The following is a 22,291-nucleotide window of genomic DNA, read 5'->3' as shown; positions in this document are numbered from 1 at the left end:
ACTGATGTCGACTTTGTAAGGCGCTTAGTTAAGGCCTTGAGATTTTAGGCTAAAAGCTTCAATTTGTTGACGGATCCCGTCACTGTCTAGTTTTAACAGCTGATAGATTTCTGCTTGGCTGCCTTGTTCGATGAAATGATCGGGTAAACCGATATTTAACACCTGCACTTGGTTGAGCTGCTCAGCGAACAAAAACTCGTTGACCGCTGAACCGGCACCGCCCTGAATCGCATTTTCTTCCAAGGTGACCAGTAGTTGGTGTTGACCCACGAGGCTACGAATACAATCTTGGTCGAGAGGTTTGATAAAACGCATATCGATTAAACTGGCGTCTAAGACTTCCGCAACGGGCAGGGCTTTGGCTAATAAACTGCCAAAGTTCAGTATCGCAATCGAGCGACCTTTTCGGATGCTACGCGCCTTGCCAATTTCTAGCGCCTGCATCTCTGGGTTGATGGGGCTGTTATCTGCCCCTCCTCGAGGATAGCGCACCGCTGCCGGGCCTTGATGTTGATAGCCAGTATAAAGCATTTGTCGGCATTCATTTTCATTGGCTGGAGCCATAATCACTAAATTTGGAATGGCTCTGAGATAACTCAGATCGAAGGCTCCTTGATGGGTTGGGCCATCAGCACCAACAATTCCGGCGCGGTCGATAGCAAATAATACCGGTAAGTTTTGAATGGCTACATCATGAATGACTTGGTCATAGGCACGTTGTAAAAAGGTACTATAAATGGCGACCACAGGCTGGTAGCCAGCAATTGCCAAACCTGCTGCAAAGGTTACCGCGTGTTGTTCTGCAATCGCAACATCGAAGTATTGTTCGGGAAATTGTTTGGAGAAGCGCACCATACCTGAGCCTTCTCGCATGGCAGGAGTGATACCCATCAGCTTATCGTCTATTGCCGCCATGTCGCATAACCAGTCGCCAAATACCTTTGAAAAAGTGGGGGCAGAGCCCTTGCTTTTAGGTAGGTTATCTTGGCTCGGGTCAAATTTGGGAACCCCGTGATAACCAATCGGATCCTGCTCTGCGGGTAAGTAGCCTTTGCCTTTTTTGGTCATAATATGTAGCAACTGCGGACCTTTAAGGTCGCGCATATTGCTTAAGGTTCTCACCAAGCCTTTGACATCGTGTCCATCGATAGGGCCGATGTAGTTAAAGCCAAATTCTTCGAATAAGGTGCCTGGGACAACCATTCCTTTCAGGTGTTCTTCGGCGCGGCGGGCGAGCTCTTTAATGGGTGGCATGCCGCTGAGTACTTTTTTCCCTCCTTCTCGAAGTGAAGAATACAGCGATCCGGATAAAATATTTGCTAAGGAATTGTTTAATGCGCCGACATTTTCAGAAATCGACATCTCGTTGTCGTTTAAGATCACCAGCATGTCATTGTGAGCGGCTCCCGCGTGGTTGAGGGCTTCAAAAGCCATGCCAGCGGTAATTGCGCCGTCGCCAATGACCGCGACTACTTTACGGTCTAATTGTTCTTTCTCGGCCGCTATGGCGATGCCTAGGGCTGCACCAATCGAAGTGCTGGAATGCCCCACGCTGAGCACATCATATTCGCTTTCTTCGCGCCAAGGGAAAGGGTGTAGTCCCTTGAATTGGCGAATGGTCGACATTTGCTCACGGCGACCAGTGAGGATCTTATGCGGGTAAGCCTGATGGCCGACATCCCATACCAGTTTATCGAAGGGAGTATTGTAGACATAATGTAGCGCAACGGTGAGTTCTACTGCACCGAGTCCTGAGGCCAAATGGCCACTCGATTGGCTGACACTGTTAAGCAAATATTGGCGAAGTTCATCACACAGCTGAGGAAGCTGTTGTAGCTCTAGCTGACGTAATTGTTCTGGCAAATCGGCTAAGGCTAAAGTTGGGTAATTTTTTATATTCAGTGTCATAAAATGCTTATCGTTTTTTATCGTCTGCGACTAGTTGTCTCGATGCACGACATAATCCGCCAAAAGGGCGAGCTGTTCGCCATTGTAAGGCAAAGTCTCTAAGGCTTGAAGTGCTTCTTTACCAAGAGTTTCGGCTTTTGCGATAGCGCCCTCGATACCCAATAAACTGGGGTAGGTACTTTTATTTAAAGCTTGGTCTGAGCCCTGTGGTTTACCTAGGGTATCGGTATCGCTAATAATATCTAAAATGTCATCTCGGACTTGAAATGCCAAGCCTAACGCGTCGGCGTACCGAAGCAAGGCTTGCTGTTCAGCATGGCTGATATTGGCACAAATTGCGCCCATCATGACCGCTGCCTGAATCAATGCACCAGTCTTATGTTGATGCACGGTTTCTAACTGTGCCAGCGTAACCGTTTGGTCGGTCGCCGCAATATCTAAGGCTTGTCCGCCACACATGCCATTGTAACCTGCCGCTTGGCTCAATACTTTTAACATCGCCACTTTTTGCGCATCATTCACGGGGGCTTCGGCGAGTAAGTTGAAGGCGAGGCTTTGTAAGGCGTCTCCAGCTAAGATGGCGGTTGCTTCATCGAAGCTGATATGACAGGTCGGCTGGCCGCGACGTAATGCATCATCATCCATGGCTGGCAAGTCGTCATGAATTAAGGAATAGGCATGAATACATTCAACTGCGGCCGCCGCGGCATTCAATGCCGCCATTGGGGCTTGATTGAGTTGGCCCACTAAATAGACCAATAGAGGACGGATCCTTTTTCCACCTAATAATAGACCATGCTGCATCGCCGCTAATAAACGGGGATCACTGACGGGCTGCTGCTGTAATACCTGTTCTAAATAGGTATTGATTTGTGTTTGATAGTGGCCGAGAACATGAGCCAATTTGTGATTCACTCAGTGGGCTCCTGTGTTAAGGGCTCTAAGCTATCTCCATGGTGTTGTTGGCGGAGAATCTCGACCTGTTGTTGAGCCTGCTGCAACTTACTTTGTCCTGCATTGGCTAGACTAATGCCGCGTTCAAATTGCTTGAGAGAATCTTCAAGGCTCAGTTCACCTTGTTCTAGTTGTTGAACAATATCTTCGAGTTCGTCTAAGGTCTCTTCAAACTTCATTTTTTCGGGTTTTTTGGCAACCATTGCTAAGGCCTCCATGATGCTTCTGCTGGCGCAAACTTACCCTAGGCGTTTAGGTAGGTCAAACTTGTGATTCAAGTATTTTAATTTCGGTCGATAAATAAAGAACGATAGACTTTTTCAAGATATTGATAAACGAACACAAAAATACCTTCGATTCTGTTTTGAGAGTAGACTAGTATTAGTTTAATTAGAGTTTCCAGGCTACCGGTTAAAAGGAATAAGTAGTGGATTTAGCAACGCTGATCGGGATTATTGGTGCATTCGCGTTCGTTGTAATGGCGATGGTGATGGGGGGCGGGATCGGGATTTTTGTCGATGTCCCCTCGATATTAATTGTTTTTTGTGGCTCTTTGTTTGTTGTATTGATGAAATACAATTTAGGACAGTTTCTGGGGGCTGTGAAAATAGCTGTAAAGGCTTTTATGTTTAAGACCGATAAGCCTGATGACTTAATTGAGCGCTCGGTGGAGATGGCTGATGCAGCTCGTAAAGGTGGTTTTCTAGCTTTAGAAGAAGCAGAAATTACCAATCCCTTCATGCAAAAAGGCATCGATATGTTAGTTGATGGGCATGATGCGGACGTGGTGCGCGCAACCATGGAAAAAGACATTGCGCTAACCACCGAACGGCATGAATTTGGTGCTGGAATTTTTACGGCCATTGGCGATGTAGGGCCAGCGATGGGGATGATTGGTACTCTGATTGGTTTGGTGGCGATGCTATCCAATATGGATGATCCAAAATCGATTGGACCTTCGATGGCGGTCGCGCTGTTAACCACGCTTTATGGTGCGGTTTTAGCTAACATGGTCGCGATACCGATTGCCGATAAGTTACGCTTACGAGCGGGTGAAGAAAAGCTCAATCGTAGTTTAATTTTGGATGCGGTTTTGGGAATTCAAGATGGCCAAAACCCGCGGGTCATTGAAGGTGTTCTGAAAAATTACCTTCCTGAAGGAAAGCGTTCTTTGGGTACCACTGACGAATAGGTGATTGAGTATGGAAGAACCTTGCAAATGTCCTCCTCCTGGTCTGCCTGCATGGATGGGTACCTTCGCTGATCTAATGTCTTTATTAATGTGTTTCTTTGTATTGCTTTTGGCATTCTCTGAAATGGACGTAATGAAGTTCAAGCAGATTGCAGGCTCGATGAAATATGCCTTTGGGGTACAAAACTTACTTGAAGTGAAGGATATTCCCAAAGGGACTTCGGTGATCGCTCAGGAGTTCCGCCCTGGTCGGCCAGAGCCAACTCCGATTGAGACCATTATGCAACAAACCATTGATATGACTCAGGCAAAGCTTGAATTTCATGATGGTGAAGAAGCCGATGCCGGGGGCCAAAATAAGACTGGGGAACAAAGCGGTGGACGGGCCACGGCCACTCAAGCGCAGTCTGCACAAAGTCAGGCTCAGCAGCAGAGTCAGCAGAATCAAACGGCTAAGCGGATTGCTCAACAACTGCGCGATCAAATTGAAGACGGGGCGATTGAAGTTGAGTCTCTGGGCCAACAGATTATCATTCGGGTCCGAGAAAAAGGAGCCTTTCCTTCGGGGTCGGCATTCTTACAACCTAAGTTCCGTCCAGTGATCCAGCGGGTTGGGGAAGTGATTAAAGATATCCCCGGGGTAGTCACAGTCTCCGGGCATACGGATAATCAACAAACTGAGTCGGAATTGTATCGCTCTAACTGGGATCTTTCTAGCCAGCGAGCGGTTTCGGTGGCTCATGAATTGATTAAAGTGAAAGGGTTTGACGAAAATCGTCTGATTGTTAGCGGTATGGCCGATACCAAACCTTTGGTTAAAAATAACACCGAAGAGAATCGTCGACGTAATCGTCGAGTTGAAATAGGTATTATGCAGGGGAAAGCGGCGCAATCGGGTGAGATTGCGGTCTCCGAGCAATAATCTTTTTATAGCGCATTCGGTAAATAGCCGTGGTTAATTTCGTCTTGAAATGAATCGCGGTAATCGTGTTTTATTTGCCACTTGGCGAGTGTCTGTTTTTAATTTCAAGCATATTTTCTGTCGTTTTTGGTGAACGAAGCCTTCCCTATTAAGGGGAGGCTTTTTCTTGTCATCTCTTGTTGGCATGTTATCTCCCTGTTTGGCTGCGCGCTTAAGTTTGGGTTCACATTAAACAAAATTGGCTCGTTGGCTGAACTCGCGTTATAATTCGCGGCCAAATTTGTCGAGGCCCTGAGTTATGAAGTTTATCGTTAAACTATTCCCTGAAATTGCGATGAAGAGTAAGCCGGTGCGCAAGCGCTTTAGTAAGATCCTTCAAAGTAATATTCGTAACGTACTCAGTCCTATTGATGAAACGATTCGGGTGCGCTTAGATTGGGATCGGATGGTTGTTACTTCTCGTAACGATAGCGAACAAAACCGAGAGGCCTTGATTGACGCACTGTCGTCGACACCCGGTATTGTCCATTTCTTAGAAGTGTCTCAGCAAAGTTATACCGATTTACATAGTTTGTATGAACTCACTTACGACGTGTGGAAAGATCGGCTCAAAGATAAAACCTTTTGCGTGCGCGTAAAGCGCAGTGGCAAACAAGACTTCTCATCGATTGAAGTGGAGCGTTATGTTGGTGGTGGTTTAAATCAACATTGTGAGAGTAATGGGGTTCGGCTTAAAAACCCAGACGTGACCGTGAAATTGGAAGTAACCGATGATTGTGTTTACCTAGTGCAGGCAAAACATCAAGGTTTGGGTGGTTTTCCAATTGCTACTCAAGAAAGCGTATTATCTTTAATTTCTGGTGGTTTTGATTCAGGTGTGTCCAGCTACCAGCTGATTAAGCGAGGGGCGAAGGTTCATTATTGTTTCTTTAATTTGGGAGGCCGGGCCCACGAATTAGGCGTGAAGCAAGTTGCCCATCATCTTTGGAAACGCTTTGGCTCTTCACATCGGGTTAAATTTGTTGCCGTTGATTTTGATCCGGTGGTGAATGAGATCTTGGAAAAAGTTGAAAACGGCCAAATGGGGGTGGTCCTGAAACGGATGATGGTACGCGCAGCATCCAAGGTGGCTCAACAACTCGATATCCCTGCCTTAGTGACAGGTGAAGCTGTGGGCCAAGTTTCCAGCCAAACCTTAGTGAATTTAGGCATGATTGACCGAGTTTCCGAAACATTGATCCTGCGGCCACTGATTGCAACCGATAAACAAGATATTATCGATATTGCCAAGCGTATTGGCACCGGTGATTTTGCTGAAACAATGCCAGAGTATTGTGGGGTGATTTCGAATAAACCGACCGTGAAGGCGGTTGAGTCAAAATTATTGGCAGAAGAAGAAAAGTTCGATTTTGGCATTTTGGAGCAGGTTGTCGAAGCATGCCGGATCACCGATATTCGAGACATTGTGAAAGAATCCGATGCGCAAATTCACCAAGTTGATATTGTTGAACTTGAAAATGACAAAGAAGCGGTTGTATTAGATATTCGCTCACCAGAGGAGCAAGAGCTCAAACCTTTTACCATGGATAAGGTGGCGGTGATTCATCTTCCCTTCTTTAGACTGGCCACTCAATTTGGCGACTTAGATCAGAGCAAACATTACCTGCTGTATTGCGATCGTGGCGTCATGAGTAAACTGCAAGCTTTGTACTTACAAGATGCTGGTTTTAGCAATGTAGGCGTCTACCAACAATAGTCGCTTTGTGCTTGAGCAGCACAAACTATTTCTGTGAGTGAAATATAAAAGTAATTAAAAAATAAAGTATTTTGTCCTTATTTGGTATTTTTGAAGGCTTTTACTAGATACACCATCAAAAAATGGCTTTGGTCACACTGTTCGCCCCTATTTGGTATAGACTTAAATTAGGTTTATAGCAAAAGGGGTAGGCGTATGAGCGCGCTATTTTTAGTTTCTGTTATTGGTGAAGATAAACCAGGCACACTCAATAACTTGGCTGATTTGACCCACTCCTACCAAGGAACTTGGTTGAGTAGTCGAGTGGTGAACCTTGATGGCCAGCTTGCGTGCATCTTTAAAGTGCAAGTACCGCAAAAGAATAATCAAGCCTTGCAACAAGCCCTTCAAGATCTGCCCGATGTACAATTAAGTATTTGTGAGTGTAAGGCTGCCCACCTTAGTCGTGCTGATGCGGTGAGCTTAGTGATTGATGCGGAGGACCGCCCTGGTTTGATTAATGATATAACCCGTTTATTGATGGGGCATGGGGTGAGCGTCAATAAGTTAGAGTGTCATCGTATGAGTGTGCCAGATGCTGGAGGAAACGTATTTACCGCAGAGCTTGACTTGATGATCCCTGATAGTGAAAACACTCTAAACATCATTGCTGAGATTGAAGGTTTACAAGAGCAAATGGTGGTGAACCAAACTGCTTAGAAGCTTGCTTTAAACGTCACCAATAGGCAACGGTTTGCTGCCTATTGGTATATAAGTGCGAATTGCTGCTAGCTTATATTAAAGTCTTTTACTGCATTCAGAATACTGCGGATACTATACTGACCAATAAATTTGCCGTCTTTTACGACTGGTAATCTGCGGCGCTTATCGTTGATGAGTTTTTCGGCAACGGCGAGGATATCCATATCTGGGCTCACGCTATCCACTTCTTCGGTCATAAATTCTTTTACCATGCCACCGATCTCTCCATGATAGGTGCCTTTTAGGATGGCTTGTAAACAGTCTATCTCAGAAATTACCCCTACGACTTCACGCTGTTCGTTGAGCACAGTTGCACCCGATACCTTAGCAGCTAACATGATATCAATAGCTTCAAAAAGTGAGGTCGCCGGTTTTACTGTTACCGGATTTTTGGTCATGTGGTCGATTGCTCTCATAGAACTTAAGGCCATGCTTTTTTTCCTTAAAATTGCAGGGTTTGTTTTGTATCAACATGCCCTAGGTATGAATAAAAAACACTTTTTTGTCTAGTTATTTGTTTGAAAAAGTAGCTCAACTTAAAAAAACTTAAGTTGTTTTGTGTTTATTGTAGTTGCTATGTTGCAAGGTGGCTTCGATTTTCATCAGGCGGCATCTATTGAGCCAGTGGCAAATTTAAAATTTTTCTCGATTTTTCAGCTATAAATGTTGGATGGCGCTAGTGGATGGCTTGAGTTTGGCAAACGACAAAGAGAGTTCTAATTACGCCAATGGGAGAGGTGATTTCCGGATGATTCCGGGGTATTGATTCTTCGCTAATAGCGCTCAACGGTTTTTTAGAATTGTCTCTTTTAAAGGAAGTTTGCAAGGGAATCGCTTATTAAACCAAGTTTTATATCTTTCTACACGATTAACGTAGTTTTATTTTGAGCTAATATTGACCGTATTAGTTCAACAGGCCCTAGTTAAATTTATTTAATGTGAGAATTAAAGAATGAGTCAGCGAAAGCTCCACGATCTGTTTTCTCCTCAATCGATAGCGGTTATTGGCGCCTCGAATCGAAGTTTACGCTCGGGTAATGTGGTTATGAAAAATTTAATGAGCGCAGGCTTTAATGGACCCGTGATGCCAGTGACGCCAAAGTATAAGGCGGTGCTCGGGGTGCTTGCTTATCCCAGTATTGAGAAATTACCTATACGCCCCGATTTAGCCATTCTATGTGTGAATGCCGCGCGACTTCCAGAGCAGATTGAAAAGTTAGGCCAATTTGGCTGCAAAACCGCAATTATTACGGCAGGAGTTTTGGACAGTGCTGAAGACGAAAATGAGCTAAAAGTTCTTGAGCAGTTACGAATGTTTGCCCAGCGCTATGGGATGCGAATATTAGGACCAAATAGCCTTGGTATTATGTTACCAAATATCGGGCTAAATGCTTCTTTTGCTCACACTTACTGCCGATCTGGAAAAATTGCGTTTGTTTCACAGTCTGCAGCGGTATGTACCACGGTCTTAGACTGGGCGAATAACAAAGGGATCGGCTTTTCATCGTTTATCTCTCTGGGAGATGCCTTAGATATCGATTTTGGCGAATTACTGGATTATCTTTCACGAGATCCGAAAACCCAAGTGATCATGCTATATATTGATTCGGTCAAGGATACCCAGCGTTTTATGTCGGCGGCACGTGCTGCGTCGCGTAACAAGGCCATATTGGTGATTAAGTCTGGTCGTAGTCGATTAGGGGCACAGGCTGCGGCGTTGCACACTGGCGGGCCCGTGGGGAATGATGCGGTTTATGATGCGGCGTTTAAGCGCGCGGGGATGTTACGAGTCAATGACTTACATGAATTGTTCGCCGCTGTTGAAACATTAACTTATGCCAATCCTTTAAAGGGTGAACGTTTAGCGATCATTAGTAATGGTGGTGGACCTGCAGTGTTAGCGGTTGATGCGCTATTGGAGCGGGGGGGAAAGCTAGCTCAGTTTTCTAGCGCTACTCTGGCTCACTTGGCCAAGGTGTTACCTGTTGGTTGGTCCGGGCAAAATCCCTTAGATATTATTGGTGATGCAGATCCGAGTCGTTACGCGAAGGCCTTAGATATAGTTGCTGGTAGTGGCGAAGCGGATGCTTTGTTATTGATGTATGCGCCCTCGGCCTTGGCGGGAGCGGAAGCCACCGCTACGGCTTTAATCGAGGTAATTAAACAAGATAGCCGCGCTCGACGGCTTAATATTTTGACTAATTGGATGGGGGAGAAAACGGCTTATCCTGGTCGTTTAGCGTTTAGCGAAGCTGGGATCCCAAGTTATCGAACGCCTGAGGGTGCCGTGGGGGCGTTCATGCATATGGTCGAATTTAGGCGCAATCAAAAGCTGTTATCGGAAACTCCAAGTACGATGGACGAACCCATTTTCGATCCCGATGGTTCTGCCAAAGCGGTACTGCATCAAGCCTTAGAGCAACAGAAAATGGTCTTGGAAACTCATGATGCGAAGCAATTACTACAAGCTTATGGCTTGCAAACCATTGATACCTGGTTGGTGCCTAACGTTGAAGAAGCGGTGCGGTGTGCTGATGATATCGGTTACCCTGTCGCCTTAAAAATACAATCACCGGACATTCTACATAAGTCGGATGTGCATGGTGTGAGCCTAAATATCAATAATCGACAGGAGTTGGCAATTGCAGCCGAATCGATGTTGGCGCGAGTGAAGCAGGCTTTTCCTAGCGCCAGAATGGAAGGTATGATTTTGCAACGAATGGCGCTGACCGCAGGCGCTCAAGAACTGAGAGTTGCGGTGATTACCGATCCGGTGTTTGGCCCTGCGATTTTCTTAGGCGAAGGCGGCTCGGAATGGGACGAAACCAAAGATGCTGCCGTAGCGCTGCCACCATTAAATATGAGCTTGGCGCGTTACTTAGTCATTAGTGCCTTAAAGACTCAAAAGATCCGAGACCGAAAATTGCCCAATGGCCTGAAGATGGAGGCTTTATGTACCATGCTGACTCGGCTCTCTAATTTGATCATCGATTGTCCAGAAATTGCTCGTTTAGATTTAAATCCGGTTCTTGCTGCTGGAGATAGCATTATTTTACTCGATGTTAATATGCGCTTACAGAATGCTGAGCAACCGAGCGTACAACGTTTAGCGATTCGTCCTTATCCTAAGGAGCTGGAAGAATACTGCCAAATAAAGAGTGGCACTCGGGTATTGCTGCGGCCTATTTTGCCTGAGGATGAGCCGAATCATTTAGCGTTCGACTCTTCTTTAAGTGAAGAGGATCGTTATAAACGCTATTTTGGCGCTCGTGGACAAATGACCCACGAAGAAATGGCCTTGCTCACTCAAATTGATTATGCCAGAGAAATGGCTTTTATTGCTGTCGATGAACAAGCCTGTGATAACCGAGCCATTTTAGGGGTGGTTCGAGCCTCGATTGATCCCGATAACCTAGAAGCAGAATTTGCCATGGCGGTTAGGAGTGATTTACAGGGGCAGGGAATTGGTAAGCAATTGCTACAAAAATTAATTCGTTATTATCAAAGTACGGGAACTCAGACCTTAAGTGGTATTACGATGATGCAAAATCGAGGCATGGCTGGATTGGCTAAACATCTAGGGTTTCGAGTTAAATTTGAATTAGAAGAAGGGGTCATCGAAATGCATCTTGATTTGCAGTCAGAGTCTGATAATAAGCCTGAATAAGCGTGGCGGTTATTGCGTTTTCGTGGTTTATTTTAGTTCGAGATAAACGTGTACTTATCATCGAAGCGAGTGCTAGGTGCTTACTTAAGGAAGCGAACCGGATGAATTTTTGTCGGCAAGAATAAGCGTCTAAGCTACGACATCTAAGTGCCGACGCAATCCTGTTGTTACTGGCAGTTTTACAGTCGGGTTCGCCCCATGAACTATGTCGATGACGAACTTTCATGGGGCTGGTTGGCAGACATCCACCATCAGTATATTGTCCACACTTATCCTCGACGATTCATCCCCCTCAGTCTGGCAATATTCAGACTTGTTTGGTGTGATATTCGATTGATGCACTAACAAATTGCTGCATCACGGCGCAATTCGCATTGATGCGCTGATCAAAATCTTCTAAGGCTGGTGTCTCACTACAAGCACCGCGTTTGGCTCCTAGCTTAACTAAACAGGATTCGAACGAGCTGTCGTAATGATTATGGATCAAACCATCTTCAAGCTTGCAACCATCGATGCTTTCGTCGGCGGCAACTGGGAAATATTCAGCTAAGCTATCGCGTAAGGCATAGCTGAATGGACCTGCTGCGGCCTCCGGCTCAAAAGAGTAAACATAACAATTATGTTGTAATACATCTTCGTGACAAGTGAGGATCCCATCTTGGCTTAAGTTTTTGAGCAGGGCTTGTTGCGCGATTAATAGCTGTCCTTCCCGCGAGCAATCTTCTGCTGGTTTAGCACGGCCTTTGTCGACAAGAAAACCTCGGTTAGGGTTCTCGCCAAATTGATTAAAACGATGACCGGCTTTAAATCCGGTGGGATTCACCAAGGGCAACAGGCTCAGGTTGAGTTGCTCAGTGATACTGGGGTCAAGCGTGGATAAAAACTTGAGCATTCCCCAAGGGCCGGCTGCTTCTTCGCCATGAAAACCCGCGCTAATCAAAACATTTGCTAGTTTCGGTTGAGGATTAGCGGATTGATATAATTCCAGCGGATAGCCTTCAATATGACCTAGGGTCTTTTTGGTCAAGGCTAAACCCTGCATCTGTTCGGCGAGTAAGTGGTAAAAAGCATGAATGTCATTACTGGCTAAGGCAAATTGTTTCGAATGCCAGTGAAATTGTTGGAAAGAAGAGCGACTCAAACCTATCCTCCTGCTGTGGTTTTGCATCATTGAGGCATAACAGTAGCAGCAGTTGAATTGCGGCACTACTAACTTTAGAAAATTAGTTAACTAGGCTAGGCGGCTACTCGTGTCTCATGATTAAGTTTTTTCTATCTCAATGCTCGTTTAGTTCGCTTAAATCAAGTTGACTTCTTGGTCGGAGGCGTTATTTCAACGTGTCATCATCGGTATGTTGCTGAATGGCTTTTCGTAGTTGCTGCTCAAATGGTTCAATGAGATGTTGGTATTGTTTATTTAAATAGAAGTAGCTTTGAATTTCTATATAGGGATGTTCAAAACAAGCTTTAAGATCGGTGCGTTGAACTTGGTTAAACAAGTAAGCGACTGCTTTTTTCGATGCTGGAAAGTAGTCAGCTCGTTGACGGTTCAACATTTCTAGCATTGACTCTGCATGTTGTACTTTTGCATGACCAACATTGGAAAGCTGATAAAATAGTTCAAAGTAGGGGATCCCATTGACTCCAACGGGTTTCAGTTGGTTGAGTCGACGATGATCGCTAAGGCATGAGTTACTTTTGTGAACCCATACCCAAAGCTCTGTTTTTTCGATGGGCACATTTACTTTCATCATGCTGCTCGCTTGGCGGTTCGGCAGGTCGTAGGGAAATGCTTCTCCTCCTAATTGACCTTCTTCTGCCAGATGATGCGAGCGCGCATCGGGGAGTTGTATTAGTTCTAGTTGTACGTTTAAGGCCTTAGCGGCTTGCTTAAGATGAAGTAGATGAGGCTCTTCCTGATTATTATCGAGGTCGAGGTTGAACGTCCCTACTTGAATTATTGTCTCTGGGTAGGCTTGCCCGATAGGGAGTAAAAGACTTACCAGCAAAATGGTTAGAGGTATTTTCAATCCTGTTTTCATTACATGAGTATAGAATACAGGTTCGGGTTTCTAGCACTTATTTATCAAGAAGAACTATTGTTTGGTGAGTTGCTTGTTTGAAGGTCTGAACTCTATGTTGAATGATATGGTTTTGCGCAGGGGATGCTTTGTCGGCAAAATAACCATTCAATTGAATCGATGATTGATCCGTTAATTTGTATGAAAGTGGACGCCAATACTTGAATAAGGTCTGAAGTCTAGATGCATGTAAGTATTTCACTTTGTTGGCTTAATATATCTTTAAGTGCAATTACGCCAACGCAAACACCGCTAGAGCCGACCACCACCACCACCATATCAGGATCCTCGATGAGTTTAGGATAGAAATGTTTAACTGGGGTATCCATCGAAACTTCTAAAAAGTTTTTACTCATCACTTGATGAACTCTTTTATTGAGCGTGACTAAGTCTCTATGTTGCTCTCCTTTGGTATTGAGGTAAGGGCTAATTGCAGCATTCACATCACAGATATGTAATATCCCTCGACACTGACTATGTTCGATAACGATGAGCTGCTTTGCCTTGTGTTTGGTAAATGACTCGAGTGCTTTTTTTAGTTTGTCATCGGTGGATATTTTGGGAAAGTCACGCCGCATGATTGCCTGTGCATTCTCAGCATTAGCGCGAGACAGTAGCGTCTGAAATTGTAGGAAAGTTCCATGAGTTGGGGTACTGAGTATGTCCTGTAAGCTCTTTGGTTTATCAAATATATAACCTTGGATCATATCAACCCCTAGGCTGGATAATAGGTGAAGCTCTTGTTCGGTTTCAGCGCCTTCAGCAATAATTTTTCCGCCAATTTTATGTGTTAGCCTACACAACATATTAATCATTTCATATTCATTGGATTGCTTGGTAAGGCCAGACACAAAGGAACGGTCTATTTTTACAATGCTTACTGGAAGCTGACGTAAATAAGAGAGAGAAGAAAAGCCGGTACCAAAATCATCGAGAGCGATAGAAACGCCATGAGCTTTTAGTTTATTAATCCATTTAGCATGATAGTTTGAATCTTCGAAATATGCGGATTCAGTGAGTTCGAGGGTGACTAGGTTTAAATCAACTTTACTTTGTTCTAAGATCTTAAGCGTATCTTCTAAGCAGCAGTGAGCAATGCGATCATTATTGACCGAACGATTGATCGACAAGCCTATTTGGTCGTTCGCGTAGTGTTTTTGTAGCAAGGGCAAAACTTTTAAGGCTTGTGTTGTGACTAAGTCATCAATTTTGTCTATCCAATTAAATTCTTCGGCAATTTCGATAAGTTCTTGGGTGGAATAGTTTATGTCTGTTTCTAATTGTGCCCGGAATAAAGCTTCAAACTTGACTATTTTAAGCTCAGATATATCGACAATGGGTTGATAGTAAACCGCAATATTTTTTTTTGCTAAGGCCTGCTTTAACAAGGTGGCTAAAGTATTTTTCCGATCAAAACGTTTGGTTAGGCGTCGGTCAAAATAATACAGTGAGGACTTTGCCAGACGGCTGTTGGCGATTAAGGCTTGGACCGAGTGACTGAGTAACTGAGTTGGACTTTTGGCATCGATATAGAGTACTGATACTCCAGCGGTAATGTTGGCTGATAAACCCATGTTATTGCTTTCATCATTGCCTTCTAAGACGAATATGACTTTTTTTAGGGTTTGGTCAATCGGCTCGACTTGCTTGCTTACAACAAAATAGGCTGCATACATACTTTCGTTGACTAAGCCTAAGTGACCAGTAAAGGTTAAGCGAGCAAAGCGTTGAGATATCAACCAGTGTTGTGTGAGTTTACTGAGTGTTTGTAGCATTTGAAGGTCGAAAGTAATGCAAATGATGGTCATGTCATGACTCAGCTGTTTAAAGCTTTCGTCTAGTAGGCTAATAAAGGATTGTTTATCGGGAATATGAACCTTAGAGACTTCTTCGAGATTATCGTGTTGCCACATATGTGTTGATACATCGAGTTTGTGGCTCGCCGAAACATATACATGGGAAGAGTCTTCTAAGTCGATGCGTTGTATTCTGCCCTCATGAGCAAAAATTTCTCCTTGTTTGGTTTTAGCTAATCGTTCACCAAACCATATTTTATGTTCATCGACGTATTGCCATAACTTTTCATAAAAGGAGAATGTGTAGCGACCACTTTTGAGTATCGATGCTGGCTTGCCAAGCAGCTCATGTTCGGCGTAGCCAGTAACATCACAAAACGCTTGGTTCACAATCAAGATACTATGGTTTGCATCGGCAATCATGAATGCTTCGCTAGACTTAGAAAATAGTTTTTTAAGAAACTCAAGTTCTTGCTGTTTGGTTAGAAAATATTGCGTAAATTGAATGGTTCCTTTCACCATATTTCCGTTTTTGGGCATGTCGCAAATCATTATTTCGGCGATATAACGATGTTTATATGTATTGATGACGGTGGTTTGGCTCAGCCCAATCCCGGTTTCTCGAACTTCAGAGATATGTTGTTTTAATAGCTGTAACTGTTGAGTTTCAAAGGCGGCATAAAGTTGGGATAAAGTGAGCATGTTTTGCTTTGGGTAACCCAGAGCGCTCATGAGTTGACGAGAGCAGTTTAATCGTTGGTTATCGATGTCAATTGACCAAGGCTGTGGGCTAAAGTCTTTAACTTTTTGAAATAAAACATCATCGACAACCATCATATTCCTTTGAATTTAGCTCAAATTAGTATTAATGAAGTAAATTATAGCTAGTTTTAACAATGTTTGAACGGAAGTAAATAACCTTGTTGTCAATTAGTCGTGATAAAAATGATTACACTTGTTTAAATAAGTATTTTTAGCCACTTTATCAAATAGTTAATAGAATAAATAAGCGATTTGTTATTTTATCCGCTGCGCTATCGAATGCTATGGTTGTTGTTTTAAATGGCTTGCAGGTCGGTGTTGTGATAGGTGCATTTTTATGCCAACTGGAGGTGAGCAGTGAGTATCACTTGAGCAATGGCTTTGGCATCGAGTGGCGAATGATAATCACCAGTAGTGTGCGCACCAACAATCGCCCCATCCACAAGGATTGAGAGCTGGCGAGCGATGGCTGCTGAGTGATTGAGTTGTAAATCGCTGAGTAGATCTTCAATGAAGTTTATAACTTGTTCTTTGTGAGTGGCGCAGGTGATGTGGACCGGGTCATTGTGACGTGGATATTCAGCTGAGGCATTAATAAACATGCAGCCAAAAAAACTATCAGAATTAATCCAGTGATTTAAACCATCAAAAAAGGCCATGATAGGGGCCAACTGTGGAGCAAAATCTTGCTTGCTCGTTAAGCGTTTCACTTCTGCTTGTAGTAAATCCATAAATTGCTGGTCACGCCTTGTTAAGGTGGCAATGATTAGCTCTTCTTTAGATTTAAAATGATTGTATAGCGTTTTTTTTGCGACCCCCGACTCAGCTAATACCGCATCGATACCAGTGGCACGAAAGCCATGTTGGTAAAATAGTCGTTGTGCGGTATCGATAAGCTGGTCTCGTTTGCTGCTCGCCATCGTAAGTCCTGTTTTTCTTTAGTATACCGTTCTGTCTCTCATTTCGACAAGTTGATTTTGGGCTCCTCTTTTCATTTAGGTGGCGTGAAAATTTAGTTGACGTAGACAGATTTGTCTCCTAGACTGCTCGTGAAGTAGACAGGTCTGTATACTTCGGCTGGCACTTAAAGGTGCAGCAAGGGAAATAAGCATGTTGAAATTGTACGACTTTGAATTGCCAGAGAAGGTCCATCGAGTTCGCTTGATGTTGTTATTCTTGATCTTGTCTTATCAAAGCGTGGCCTTAAATTTTGCTAAGGGAAAAATCACCAACAGGCTATTTATTTTTTACTCTAATGAATCTCTAATATTGAAGGATGACAATGAGCACTGAACAACGTTTACCACTACCACCATTTGACGCGCAGAGCGCAGCACAAAAGGTTCGGGTGGCTGAAGATGGCTGGAATTCTCAAGATCCGGTGAAGGTGGCCTCGGCTTATACTAAAGATTGTCAATGGCGTAATCGTGCTGAGTTTGTGACGGGCCGAGGACAGATAGAAGCATTTTTGCAGCGCAAGTGGGAGAAAGAACAGCAATATCGTTTGATTAAAGAACTATGGGCGTATAGCGATCATCGAATTGCGGTGCGTTTTGCTTATGAATGGTGTGCAGCCGATGGCCAATGGTACCGGGCTTACGGGAATGAGAACTGGGAGTTTGATGAGCATGGTTTGATGCAACTTCGTATTGCCAGTATTAATGATTTGGCCATTGATGAAACGGAACGAAAGTTTCACTGGCCCTTAGGGCGTCGACCAGACGAGCATCTCGGGCTAAGTGAGCTTGGTTTGTAGGTTTATGGTATCGACAATTGAGGCGTGATCATTCAGTAAGGAAAAGCAGGATGCACAATCCCGAGCCGAGTTGGTCAGCCGACAAGTGTTACCTGCAAAGTGAATTTTGGCGGGTTTGTCTGTGGAACTCCGCTGAAACCTCTGAGGTCGGCGGAGGGGGTCACTTCTAAAATATGATTTAGTGCAAGATGAATCTCTCGGCACTAGGTATTTAGATGACAGCGCTAAAATCGAAGACTTCTGGCCTCGCTAAACTTTTAAGAAGGCCAGAGCGTTGCATCATATTAGGGCCTTGGTCAACAATATAGTCATGACCGACCGCCACATCTGGATCGATAAAAATCGGTTCATTGACGCCAACATTAAAGTCAAATGACCAACCACCGTTAACCACCACTGGCATAATTGGGTTCTCGGGAGTGGCTCCGGGTAGCGCGCCCTCGCGAATCGCAAAGCGCCACACTCTGTCTTCATCGGTATTGGAAGTGGTGGCCAAATTACCAATTTCGGCACTGAATGAGCTCGATAAGGCAAAGTAGTTTTTGCCATCTCCTGCATCGTCGCCTGCTTGCGCTGGTGCTCCACCAAAATCACCGCTACCATCAGAGGCATCACCAGTGGTCCAGTCTAGGTGATCGTAGCGAAATTCAACATTAAAGTTGCCTGTACCCTTATCAGATCGGTCGATCAGCACTGCTTGGAAGCTATTGGTTTTATTGTCATTATTTTCATCGTAGCCAACATTATCCCTGGTCACGGCCACAACCCATCGGATGGGCCACCAACATAGACCGACCCGCAATCGCCACAACGTGTGTCTATGTCGGCCCCAAATGGCCTAATCATCGCTTGGTTCGCAAGCGGAAGGGGTTGCGGCGTACAACCTTTGAGTGAGCTTTCGAAGGTGAGCTTACCATTATGATTAACGAAGAAGCTTTGGTCATGATTTCCAAAATAGTTAACCTCGAAGGGAAGGTCGAGCCGATTAGACGAGCTATCATCGCTGCAGGCATGGCAAGCTCGCCATAACTAGCGTCTCCGCCAAAACTGGTCAACATACTCGCTTGGATAACAATCGTTGTAATAGCGGTCAAGGCCAGAATTTTCTTATTCACTTGTTAATTTCTTTTAATATGCTCAAAGAAGAGTTCCGTTACTGTCTTATTATTTTCAAGTTCTTAAGTAAAAACGCTCTAAGTAGTAATGCATTTAATATCATTCGCTTAGGTATTTCTGTTGATAATAGAGTTACTTTTTGTAAACTTTACTGATACATTCATTTGTAATGTGGTGTGATGAATTGATGAGTTTGTAAGGTTTTATTTCAGTGACAGCTTTGCGGTTGATAGCTGCTGAGGCCTTCTTGATATCATTCAGTAGCATTTTGCTACCCATCTAGTGAAGAGGGTTGCGAAGCGTTCCAATGTGTCAGTTACCGACTAAACCTGGCTAAGCTTAAAGGAACGAGCGGCGAGGCGGTTAAAAACTCTTTTTCTTCGGTAAGAAAGGCGCGCCATATTTGCTTCTCACTTTGATTGGCAAGGTGCGGGTCGAGATTAAAAATGGACCGTCAAAGCGCACTAGAGCTTAGCCCTGGCGCGATTTTGTTTGAACCGCGATCAGGCGAGAATATGGCAAAAATAATATCTGTATTTTTGACTTATACTCAAATAAGCGAATGGCTTCACTGGCACTAGGAGGCGCTGTGAAATCTTTACTTATGTATGTGGTGCTTACGCTGTACTTTGTTGGCTTATCATTTTCTAGCTTAGCGACCACCATTTACACCTGCCGTGGGAAGGAAAGCCCCAATGATATTCGCGCAGAGTACGATATTGCACTGTTTCGTCTGGCACTAGATAAAACCGTCTCGACACATGGTGAATATCAGTTAAATATTATTCCTAACATGAATACATCCCGAGGATTAAAAGCTGCATTAGCGAATACTTGGCCTAATTTTTTTACCAAGCAGTCGGTCTCAAAGAAGCGTTTAGAGCAACTTAGTTATGTCGACTTTCCTGTGGACTTAGGAGTTGTTGGCTATCGGATATTTTTTGTTTCGCCGCAAGCAAAAGATAAATTGGATGAAGTCGAAAATATAGAGCAGCTTAAATCTTTTACGATTGGGCAAGGTATTGGTTGGCTGGATAGCGAAATTCTTAAACACAATGGTTTTCGCGTGATTCTGGGCAGTCCCTATGAGAGTTTATTTAAGATGGTTGCTAAAGGTCGTTTCGATCTATTTTCTCGCGGTAGTAATGAGATCTATGCAGAGTATCAGGTACACCAGTCGATAGGCGATTTATTGATTGATAAACGGCTTGCCCTATATTACCCCTTGCCAAGGTTTTTCTTTAGCCATCATTCGAATGTTGAAGCGACTCAAAGAATCAAACAAGGATTATTAATGGCTTATGATGATGGCTCTTTGATGAAGCTTTGGAACCAGTATTATGCAGACAGTATTCGCTTGGTCGAATTGAAGAATAGAAAGATTTTTCAGATTGAAAATCCATTTTTACAAGGGATTGATAACAGTTATCAACAGTATATTTATCAACCCTAATTGATTTATACAATTTATTGCTCCCAGAAATTTTATAACTTGCGATAGAGATAAAAGATAACGCTGAGTGAAACATTACACTTAAGCATAGTTAATATGTATTGAGGAGTATGCGTGGGCTATTTTTTGCGCAATGGCCTAGTTGGCCTTTGTTTACTGATATTATCATTACCTTCTTTTGCGCTCACAACCTTTACTTATCGGGGGAAAGAGCATGTGAATGATACGCGTAGTGAATATAGTATCGCCTTGTTTCGACTTGCTTTAGAGAAAACGGTGAGTTCTCATGGCAGCTATAAACTAGATCTCGTGCCTCGAATGAATTCTAGTCGAGCCTTGAAGTCCGTTGAGGGGAATTTGTTTAGTAATTTTTTTACTAAGTTGTCGGTCTCAACTGAAAATCTTAAGCAATATAGTTATGCAGATTTCCCCGTTGATTTGGGCATTGTGGGTTATCGTGTATTTTTTGTTTCTGCTCAATCTCAGCAAGCGCTTCAGGCTGTGGATAATATTGAGCAATTAAAAGAGTTTACGATTGGGCAGGGGGCTGGGTGGCTTGATAGTGAAATCTTAAAATATCATAATTTTAAGGTAGTGCTTGGTGGTACTTATCAAGCGCTATTTAAAATGGTCGCCAAAGGGCGCTTTGATTTATTTTCTCGGGGTAGTAACGAGCTCTTAGCTGAGTATCAAGCACACCAAAACATTGAAGGGCTGCTATACGATAAACATATTGCGCTTTATTATCCTTTGCCTCGATTTTTTTTCACCAATAAAGCAAATGCTGATGCGGCTAATCGAATTAAACAAGGCTTGCTTAAGGCCTATTACGATGGCTCTCTAATGGCGTTATGGAAAAAATACTATGGCGAAAGTCTCGATTTTGTGGATCTTAGACATCGTAAAATATTCCGACTAGATAATCCCTATATCGAGGGCATCGACCCTAGCTATCAGCAGTATATTTACCAGCCTTAATGCACATGGTCTCTGCGAGTTGAGCAGCGCTTGCAGCTTGCGGACAGCGATTTTGTTTGGTAATTTTGCCGCCTCATTTTTAGTTTGCTGGTTTGCTGTTTCGATGCGTCTTCTTCAATCTACCGTTCATCCTCAAATTGCCAGTCTTGGAGGGCGTAGCCTCGAGCGTTTAGCGGCGCGTGCGATTGTATTAAGCGGCGATGATATTTTGCTAATGTATACCGAGCGTTATCATGACTACAGCTTACCTGGCGGTGGGGTCAATCCTGATGAAACATTGACTGCCGCTTTAGTGCGAGAGTTGAGCGAAGAAACTGGCGCGCAAAACATTCGCGATATTGCCGCTTTTGGTTGCTACGAAGAGTATCGTCCTTGGTATAAAGAGGACGCCGACTACTTGCATATGCGCTCTTATTGCTACACCTGTAATATTGATCCAAAGCTTGGCAAAACATCATTAGAAGATTATGAAGTGAACAACGGGATGCAGCCGCGTTGGGTGAACATCGAACAAGCCATTGCCCATAATCTGGATACGCTGGCTAATAACCCCAAAGCAGGCATGTCGATTGAGCGCGAAAGCTACTTATTACAGCGAATACGTGATGAGTTAGTCTGTGCTTGCAGCCTTAGCGCTTAAGTGGTTGGCTTGCACTCGGGCGCAGCCGTGATACGCTGCCGCCCGAATTCAAAGCGCTTACTCAGAAAACAATAGCCTGATGGATTGGCTTAAGTTTTGTTCGACACAATTAGCTTCTTCACCACTGCGGTCAATCACTAAAAAGTCACTAACTTGTTCAAGGCTAATCAGCGGATGGTGCCATACACCGCTGTGATAATTCACCCCTTGATTACCCTGTGCCAAAAAGGCTTTGATTTGCCCTTCTTTTAGCTCGCCTGCGGGGGCAACTACCACCACATAGGGGCGTTGTTGCAGGGGCATAAATAACTGACTCCCGTAAGGATGGTGCTCCATCATCTTGATACTTAAAGGCAAGCCAAAGGCTTGCCCTCGAAAGATTGAGGCGATCATTTTACTGTGGCGACCACTGCATTGTAGGTCGGCTAAGTTGTGATAGCGCTCGGTGCTGCCAGCATTGATGCTGAAATGCTCGCTGCCATCGGTTTGTATCACCTCGCCAAAGGTGCTAAATGCGCTTTGGCTGAGAGGCTCCAGATATAAATCTATGTGATTTACCATATGACTTC

The 22,291-nt window shown here is 44.0% G+C and carries 19 protein-coding genes and 1 pseudogene; 9 read left to right on the top strand and 11 right to left on the bottom strand.

Annotated features, from left to right (window positions below; translation table 11 throughout):
- Window positions 1–24 precede the first annotated feature (24 nt).
- The 3 genes from dxs to ACRRSY_RS15600 are packed head-to-tail and all read right to left on the bottom strand — an operon-like array spanning window position 25 to window position 3,065.
- Window positions 25–1,908 carry a 1-deoxy-D-xylulose-5-phosphate synthase gene (gene dxs, locus ACRRSY_RS15610; RefSeq protein WP_432452320.1) on the bottom strand — a complete coding sequence of 628 codons (1,884 nt, stop codon included), beginning with the start codon at window positions 1,906–1,908 and terminating at the stop codon, window positions 25–27.
- A gap of 30 nt (window positions 1,909–1,938) precedes the next feature.
- Window positions 1,939–2,823 (bottom strand): (2E,6E)-farnesyl diphosphate synthase, encoded by an 885-nt coding sequence (gene ispA / locus ACRRSY_RS15605; protein ID WP_432452321.1) that lies wholly within the window; start codon window positions 2,821–2,823, stop codon window positions 1,939–1,941.
- Window positions 2,820–3,065, bottom strand: coding sequence for an exodeoxyribonuclease VII small subunit (locus ACRRSY_RS15600; RefSeq protein WP_432452322.1), 246 nt, complete (start codon window positions 3,063–3,065; stop codon window positions 2,820–2,822). The genes ispA and ACRRSY_RS15600 overlap by 4 nt, the downstream gene beginning before the upstream one ends.
- 224 nt (window positions 3,066–3,289) lie before the next feature.
- Between ACRRSY_RS15600 and pomA the strand changes: the two genes are divergently transcribed.
- The 4 genes from pomA (at window position 3,290) to ACRRSY_RS15580 (ending at window position 7,431) form a co-directional block, all read left to right on the top strand.
- A complete protein-coding gene (pomA, locus tag ACRRSY_RS15595; protein ID WP_432452323.1) occupies window positions 3,290–4,054 on the top strand; it encodes a flagellar motor protein PomA in 765 nt (254 codons plus the stop codon).
- A gap of 10 nt (window positions 4,055–4,064) precedes the next feature.
- Entirely contained in the window at window positions 4,065–4,976 is a 912-nt protein-coding gene (locus ACRRSY_RS15590; protein ID WP_432452324.1) for a flagellar motor protein MotB, read from the top strand.
- A 298-nt stretch (window positions 4,977–5,274) separates the two neighbouring features.
- Window positions 5,275–6,732 (top strand): tRNA uracil 4-sulfurtransferase ThiI, encoded by a 1,458-nt coding sequence (thiI, locus tag ACRRSY_RS15585; protein WP_432452325.1) that lies wholly within the window; start codon window positions 5,275–5,277, stop codon window positions 6,730–6,732.
- Window positions 6,733–6,927: 195 nt separating this feature from the next.
- A complete protein-coding gene (locus tag ACRRSY_RS15580; protein ID WP_432452326.1) occupies window positions 6,928–7,431 on the top strand; it encodes a glycine cleavage system protein R in 504 nt (167 codons plus the stop codon).
- A 68-nt stretch (window positions 7,432–7,499) separates the two neighbouring features.
- Here the strand turns inward: ACRRSY_RS15580 and ACRRSY_RS15575 are convergent, their stop codons facing one another.
- Window positions 7,500–7,904, bottom strand: a complete 405-nt coding sequence (locus tag ACRRSY_RS15575) for a CBS domain-containing protein (RefSeq protein ID WP_432452327.1) — start codon at window positions 7,902–7,904, stop codon at window positions 7,500–7,502.
- Between the two features lie 521 nt (window positions 7,905–8,425).
- On the opposite strand from ACRRSY_RS15575, the gene ACRRSY_RS15570 reads away from it, so the two are divergent.
- Entirely contained in the window at window positions 8,426–11,140 is a 2,715-nt protein-coding gene (locus tag ACRRSY_RS15570; protein WP_432452328.1) for a bifunctional acetate--CoA ligase family protein/GNAT family N-acetyltransferase, read from the top strand.
- Window positions 11,141–11,447: 307 nt separating this feature from the next.
- On the opposite strand, the gene ACRRSY_RS15565 is transcribed toward ACRRSY_RS15570, so the two are convergent.
- From ACRRSY_RS15565 to ACRRSY_RS15550, 4 genes are all read right to left on the bottom strand, one after another.
- Window positions 11,448–12,281, bottom strand: a complete 834-nt coding sequence (locus ACRRSY_RS15565) for an N-acetyl-ornithine deacetylase (protein ID WP_432452329.1) — start codon at window positions 12,279–12,281, stop codon at window positions 11,448–11,450.
- A gap of 187 nt (window positions 12,282–12,468) precedes the next feature.
- Window positions 12,469–13,170: a hypothetical protein gene (locus ACRRSY_RS15560; RefSeq protein ID WP_432452330.1), complete on the bottom strand. Its 702-nt coding sequence runs from the start codon at window positions 13,168–13,170 to the stop codon at window positions 12,469–12,471.
- A gap of 230 nt (window positions 13,171–13,400) precedes the next feature.
- Window positions 13,401–15,854, bottom strand: a complete 2,454-nt coding sequence (locus ACRRSY_RS15555; RefSeq protein ID WP_432452331.1) for an EAL domain-containing protein — start codon at window positions 15,852–15,854, stop codon at window positions 13,401–13,403.
- A gap of 260 nt (window positions 15,855–16,114) precedes the next feature.
- A complete protein-coding gene (locus tag ACRRSY_RS15550) occupies window positions 16,115–16,699 on the bottom strand; it encodes a TetR/AcrR family transcriptional regulator (protein WP_432452332.1) in 585 nt (194 codons plus the stop codon).
- 362 nt (window positions 16,700–17,061) lie between these two features.
- Here ACRRSY_RS15550 and ACRRSY_RS15545 point away from each other — a divergent pair, with 362 nt between their 5' ends.
- Complete coding sequence (locus tag ACRRSY_RS15545) at window positions 17,062–17,535, top strand: DUF1348 family protein (RefSeq protein ID WP_432452333.1); 474 nt, start codon at window positions 17,062–17,064, stop codon at window positions 17,533–17,535.
- Between the two features lie 211 nt (window positions 17,536–17,746).
- On the opposite strand, the gene ACRRSY_RS15540 is transcribed toward ACRRSY_RS15545, so the two are convergent.
- Window positions 17,747–18,292 carry a nidogen-like domain-containing protein gene (locus ACRRSY_RS15540; RefSeq protein WP_432452334.1) on the bottom strand — a complete coding sequence of 182 codons (546 nt, stop codon included), beginning with the start codon at window positions 18,290–18,292 and terminating at the stop codon, window positions 17,747–17,749.
- Window positions 18,289–18,411, bottom strand: a pseudogene (locus ACRRSY_RS15535) (hypothetical protein); the annotation flags it as partial. The gene ACRRSY_RS15540 and the pseudogene ACRRSY_RS15535, both read right to left, overlap by 4 nt.
- Window positions 18,412–19,240: 829 nt before the next feature.
- Between ACRRSY_RS15535 and ACRRSY_RS15530 the strand changes: the two are divergent.
- From ACRRSY_RS15530 to ACRRSY_RS15520, 3 genes are all read left to right on the top strand, one after another.
- Window positions 19,241–20,104 (top strand): hypothetical protein, encoded by an 864-nt coding sequence (locus ACRRSY_RS15530; protein ID WP_432452335.1) that lies wholly within the window; start codon window positions 19,241–19,243, stop codon window positions 20,102–20,104.
- Window positions 20,105–20,218: 114 nt separating this feature from the next.
- Window positions 20,219–21,082, top strand: coding sequence for a hypothetical protein (locus tag ACRRSY_RS15525; protein ID WP_432452336.1), 864 nt, complete (start codon window positions 20,219–20,221; stop codon window positions 21,080–21,082).
- 103 nt (window positions 21,083–21,185) lie between these two features.
- A complete protein-coding gene (locus ACRRSY_RS15520; protein WP_432456160.1) occupies window positions 21,186–21,722 on the top strand; it encodes an NUDIX hydrolase in 537 nt (178 codons plus the stop codon).
- A 57-nt stretch (window positions 21,723–21,779) separates the two neighbouring features.
- Here the strand turns inward: ACRRSY_RS15520 and ACRRSY_RS15515 are convergent, their stop codons facing one another.
- Window positions 21,780–22,283 (bottom strand): ureidoglycolate lyase, encoded by a 504-nt coding sequence (locus ACRRSY_RS15515; protein ID WP_432452337.1) that lies wholly within the window; start codon window positions 22,281–22,283, stop codon window positions 21,780–21,782.
- Between the last annotated feature and the right edge of the window lie 8 nt (window positions 22,284–22,291).

The sequence above is a fragment of the Agarivorans sp. QJM3NY_33 genome (genome assembly GCF_050870865.2).
Lineage (GTDB): Bacteria > Pseudomonadota > Gammaproteobacteria > Enterobacterales > Celerinatantimonadaceae > Agarivorans.
The sequence above is the reverse complement of the archived record's forward strand: the minus strand, read 5'-3'. Positions and strand labels throughout refer to the sequence as shown.

Bases quoted from the DNA above. Each gene is read 5' to 3' on its own strand.
- ACRRSY_RS15580 (WP_432452326.1), top strand. From the start codon at position 6,928: ATGAGCGCGCTATTTTTAGTTTCTGTTATTGGTGAAGATAAACCAGGC.
- thiI (WP_432452325.1), top strand. From the start codon at position 5,275: ATGAAGTTTATCGTTAAACTATTCCCTGAAATTGCGATGAAGAGTAAG.
- dxs (WP_432452320.1), bottom strand. From the start codon at position 1,908: ATGACACTGAATATAAAAAATTACCCAACTTTAGCCTTAGCCGATTTG.
- ACRRSY_RS15515 (WP_432452337.1), bottom strand. From the start codon at position 22,283: ATGGTAAATCACATAGATTTATATCTGGAGCCTCTCAGCCAAAGCGCA.
- ACRRSY_RS15520 (WP_432456160.1), top strand. From the start codon at position 21,186: ATGCGTCTTCTTCAATCTACCGTTCATCCTCAAATTGCCAGTCTTGGA.
- ACRRSY_RS15570 (WP_432452328.1), top strand. From the start codon at position 8,426: ATGAGTCAGCGAAAGCTCCACGATCTGTTTTCTCCTCAATCGATAGCG.
- ACRRSY_RS15545 (WP_432452333.1), top strand. From the start codon at position 17,062: ATGAGCACTGAACAACGTTTACCACTACCACCATTTGACGCGCAGAGC.
- ACRRSY_RS15575 (WP_432452327.1), bottom strand. From the start codon at position 7,904: ATGGCCTTAAGTTCTATGAGAGCAATCGACCACATGACCAAAAATCCG.
- ACRRSY_RS15550 (WP_432452332.1), bottom strand. From the start codon at position 16,699: ATGGCGAGCAGCAAACGAGACCAGCTTATCGATACCGCACAACGACTA.
- ACRRSY_RS15590 (WP_432452324.1), top strand. From the start codon at position 4,065: ATGGAAGAACCTTGCAAATGTCCTCCTCCTGGTCTGCCTGCATGGATG.
- ACRRSY_RS15555 (WP_432452331.1), bottom strand. From the start codon at position 15,854: ATGATGGTTGTCGATGATGTTTTATTTCAAAAAGTTAAAGACTTTAGC.
- ACRRSY_RS15600 (WP_432452322.1), bottom strand. From the start codon at position 3,065: ATGGTTGCCAAAAAACCCGAAAAAATGAAGTTTGAAGAGACCTTAGAC.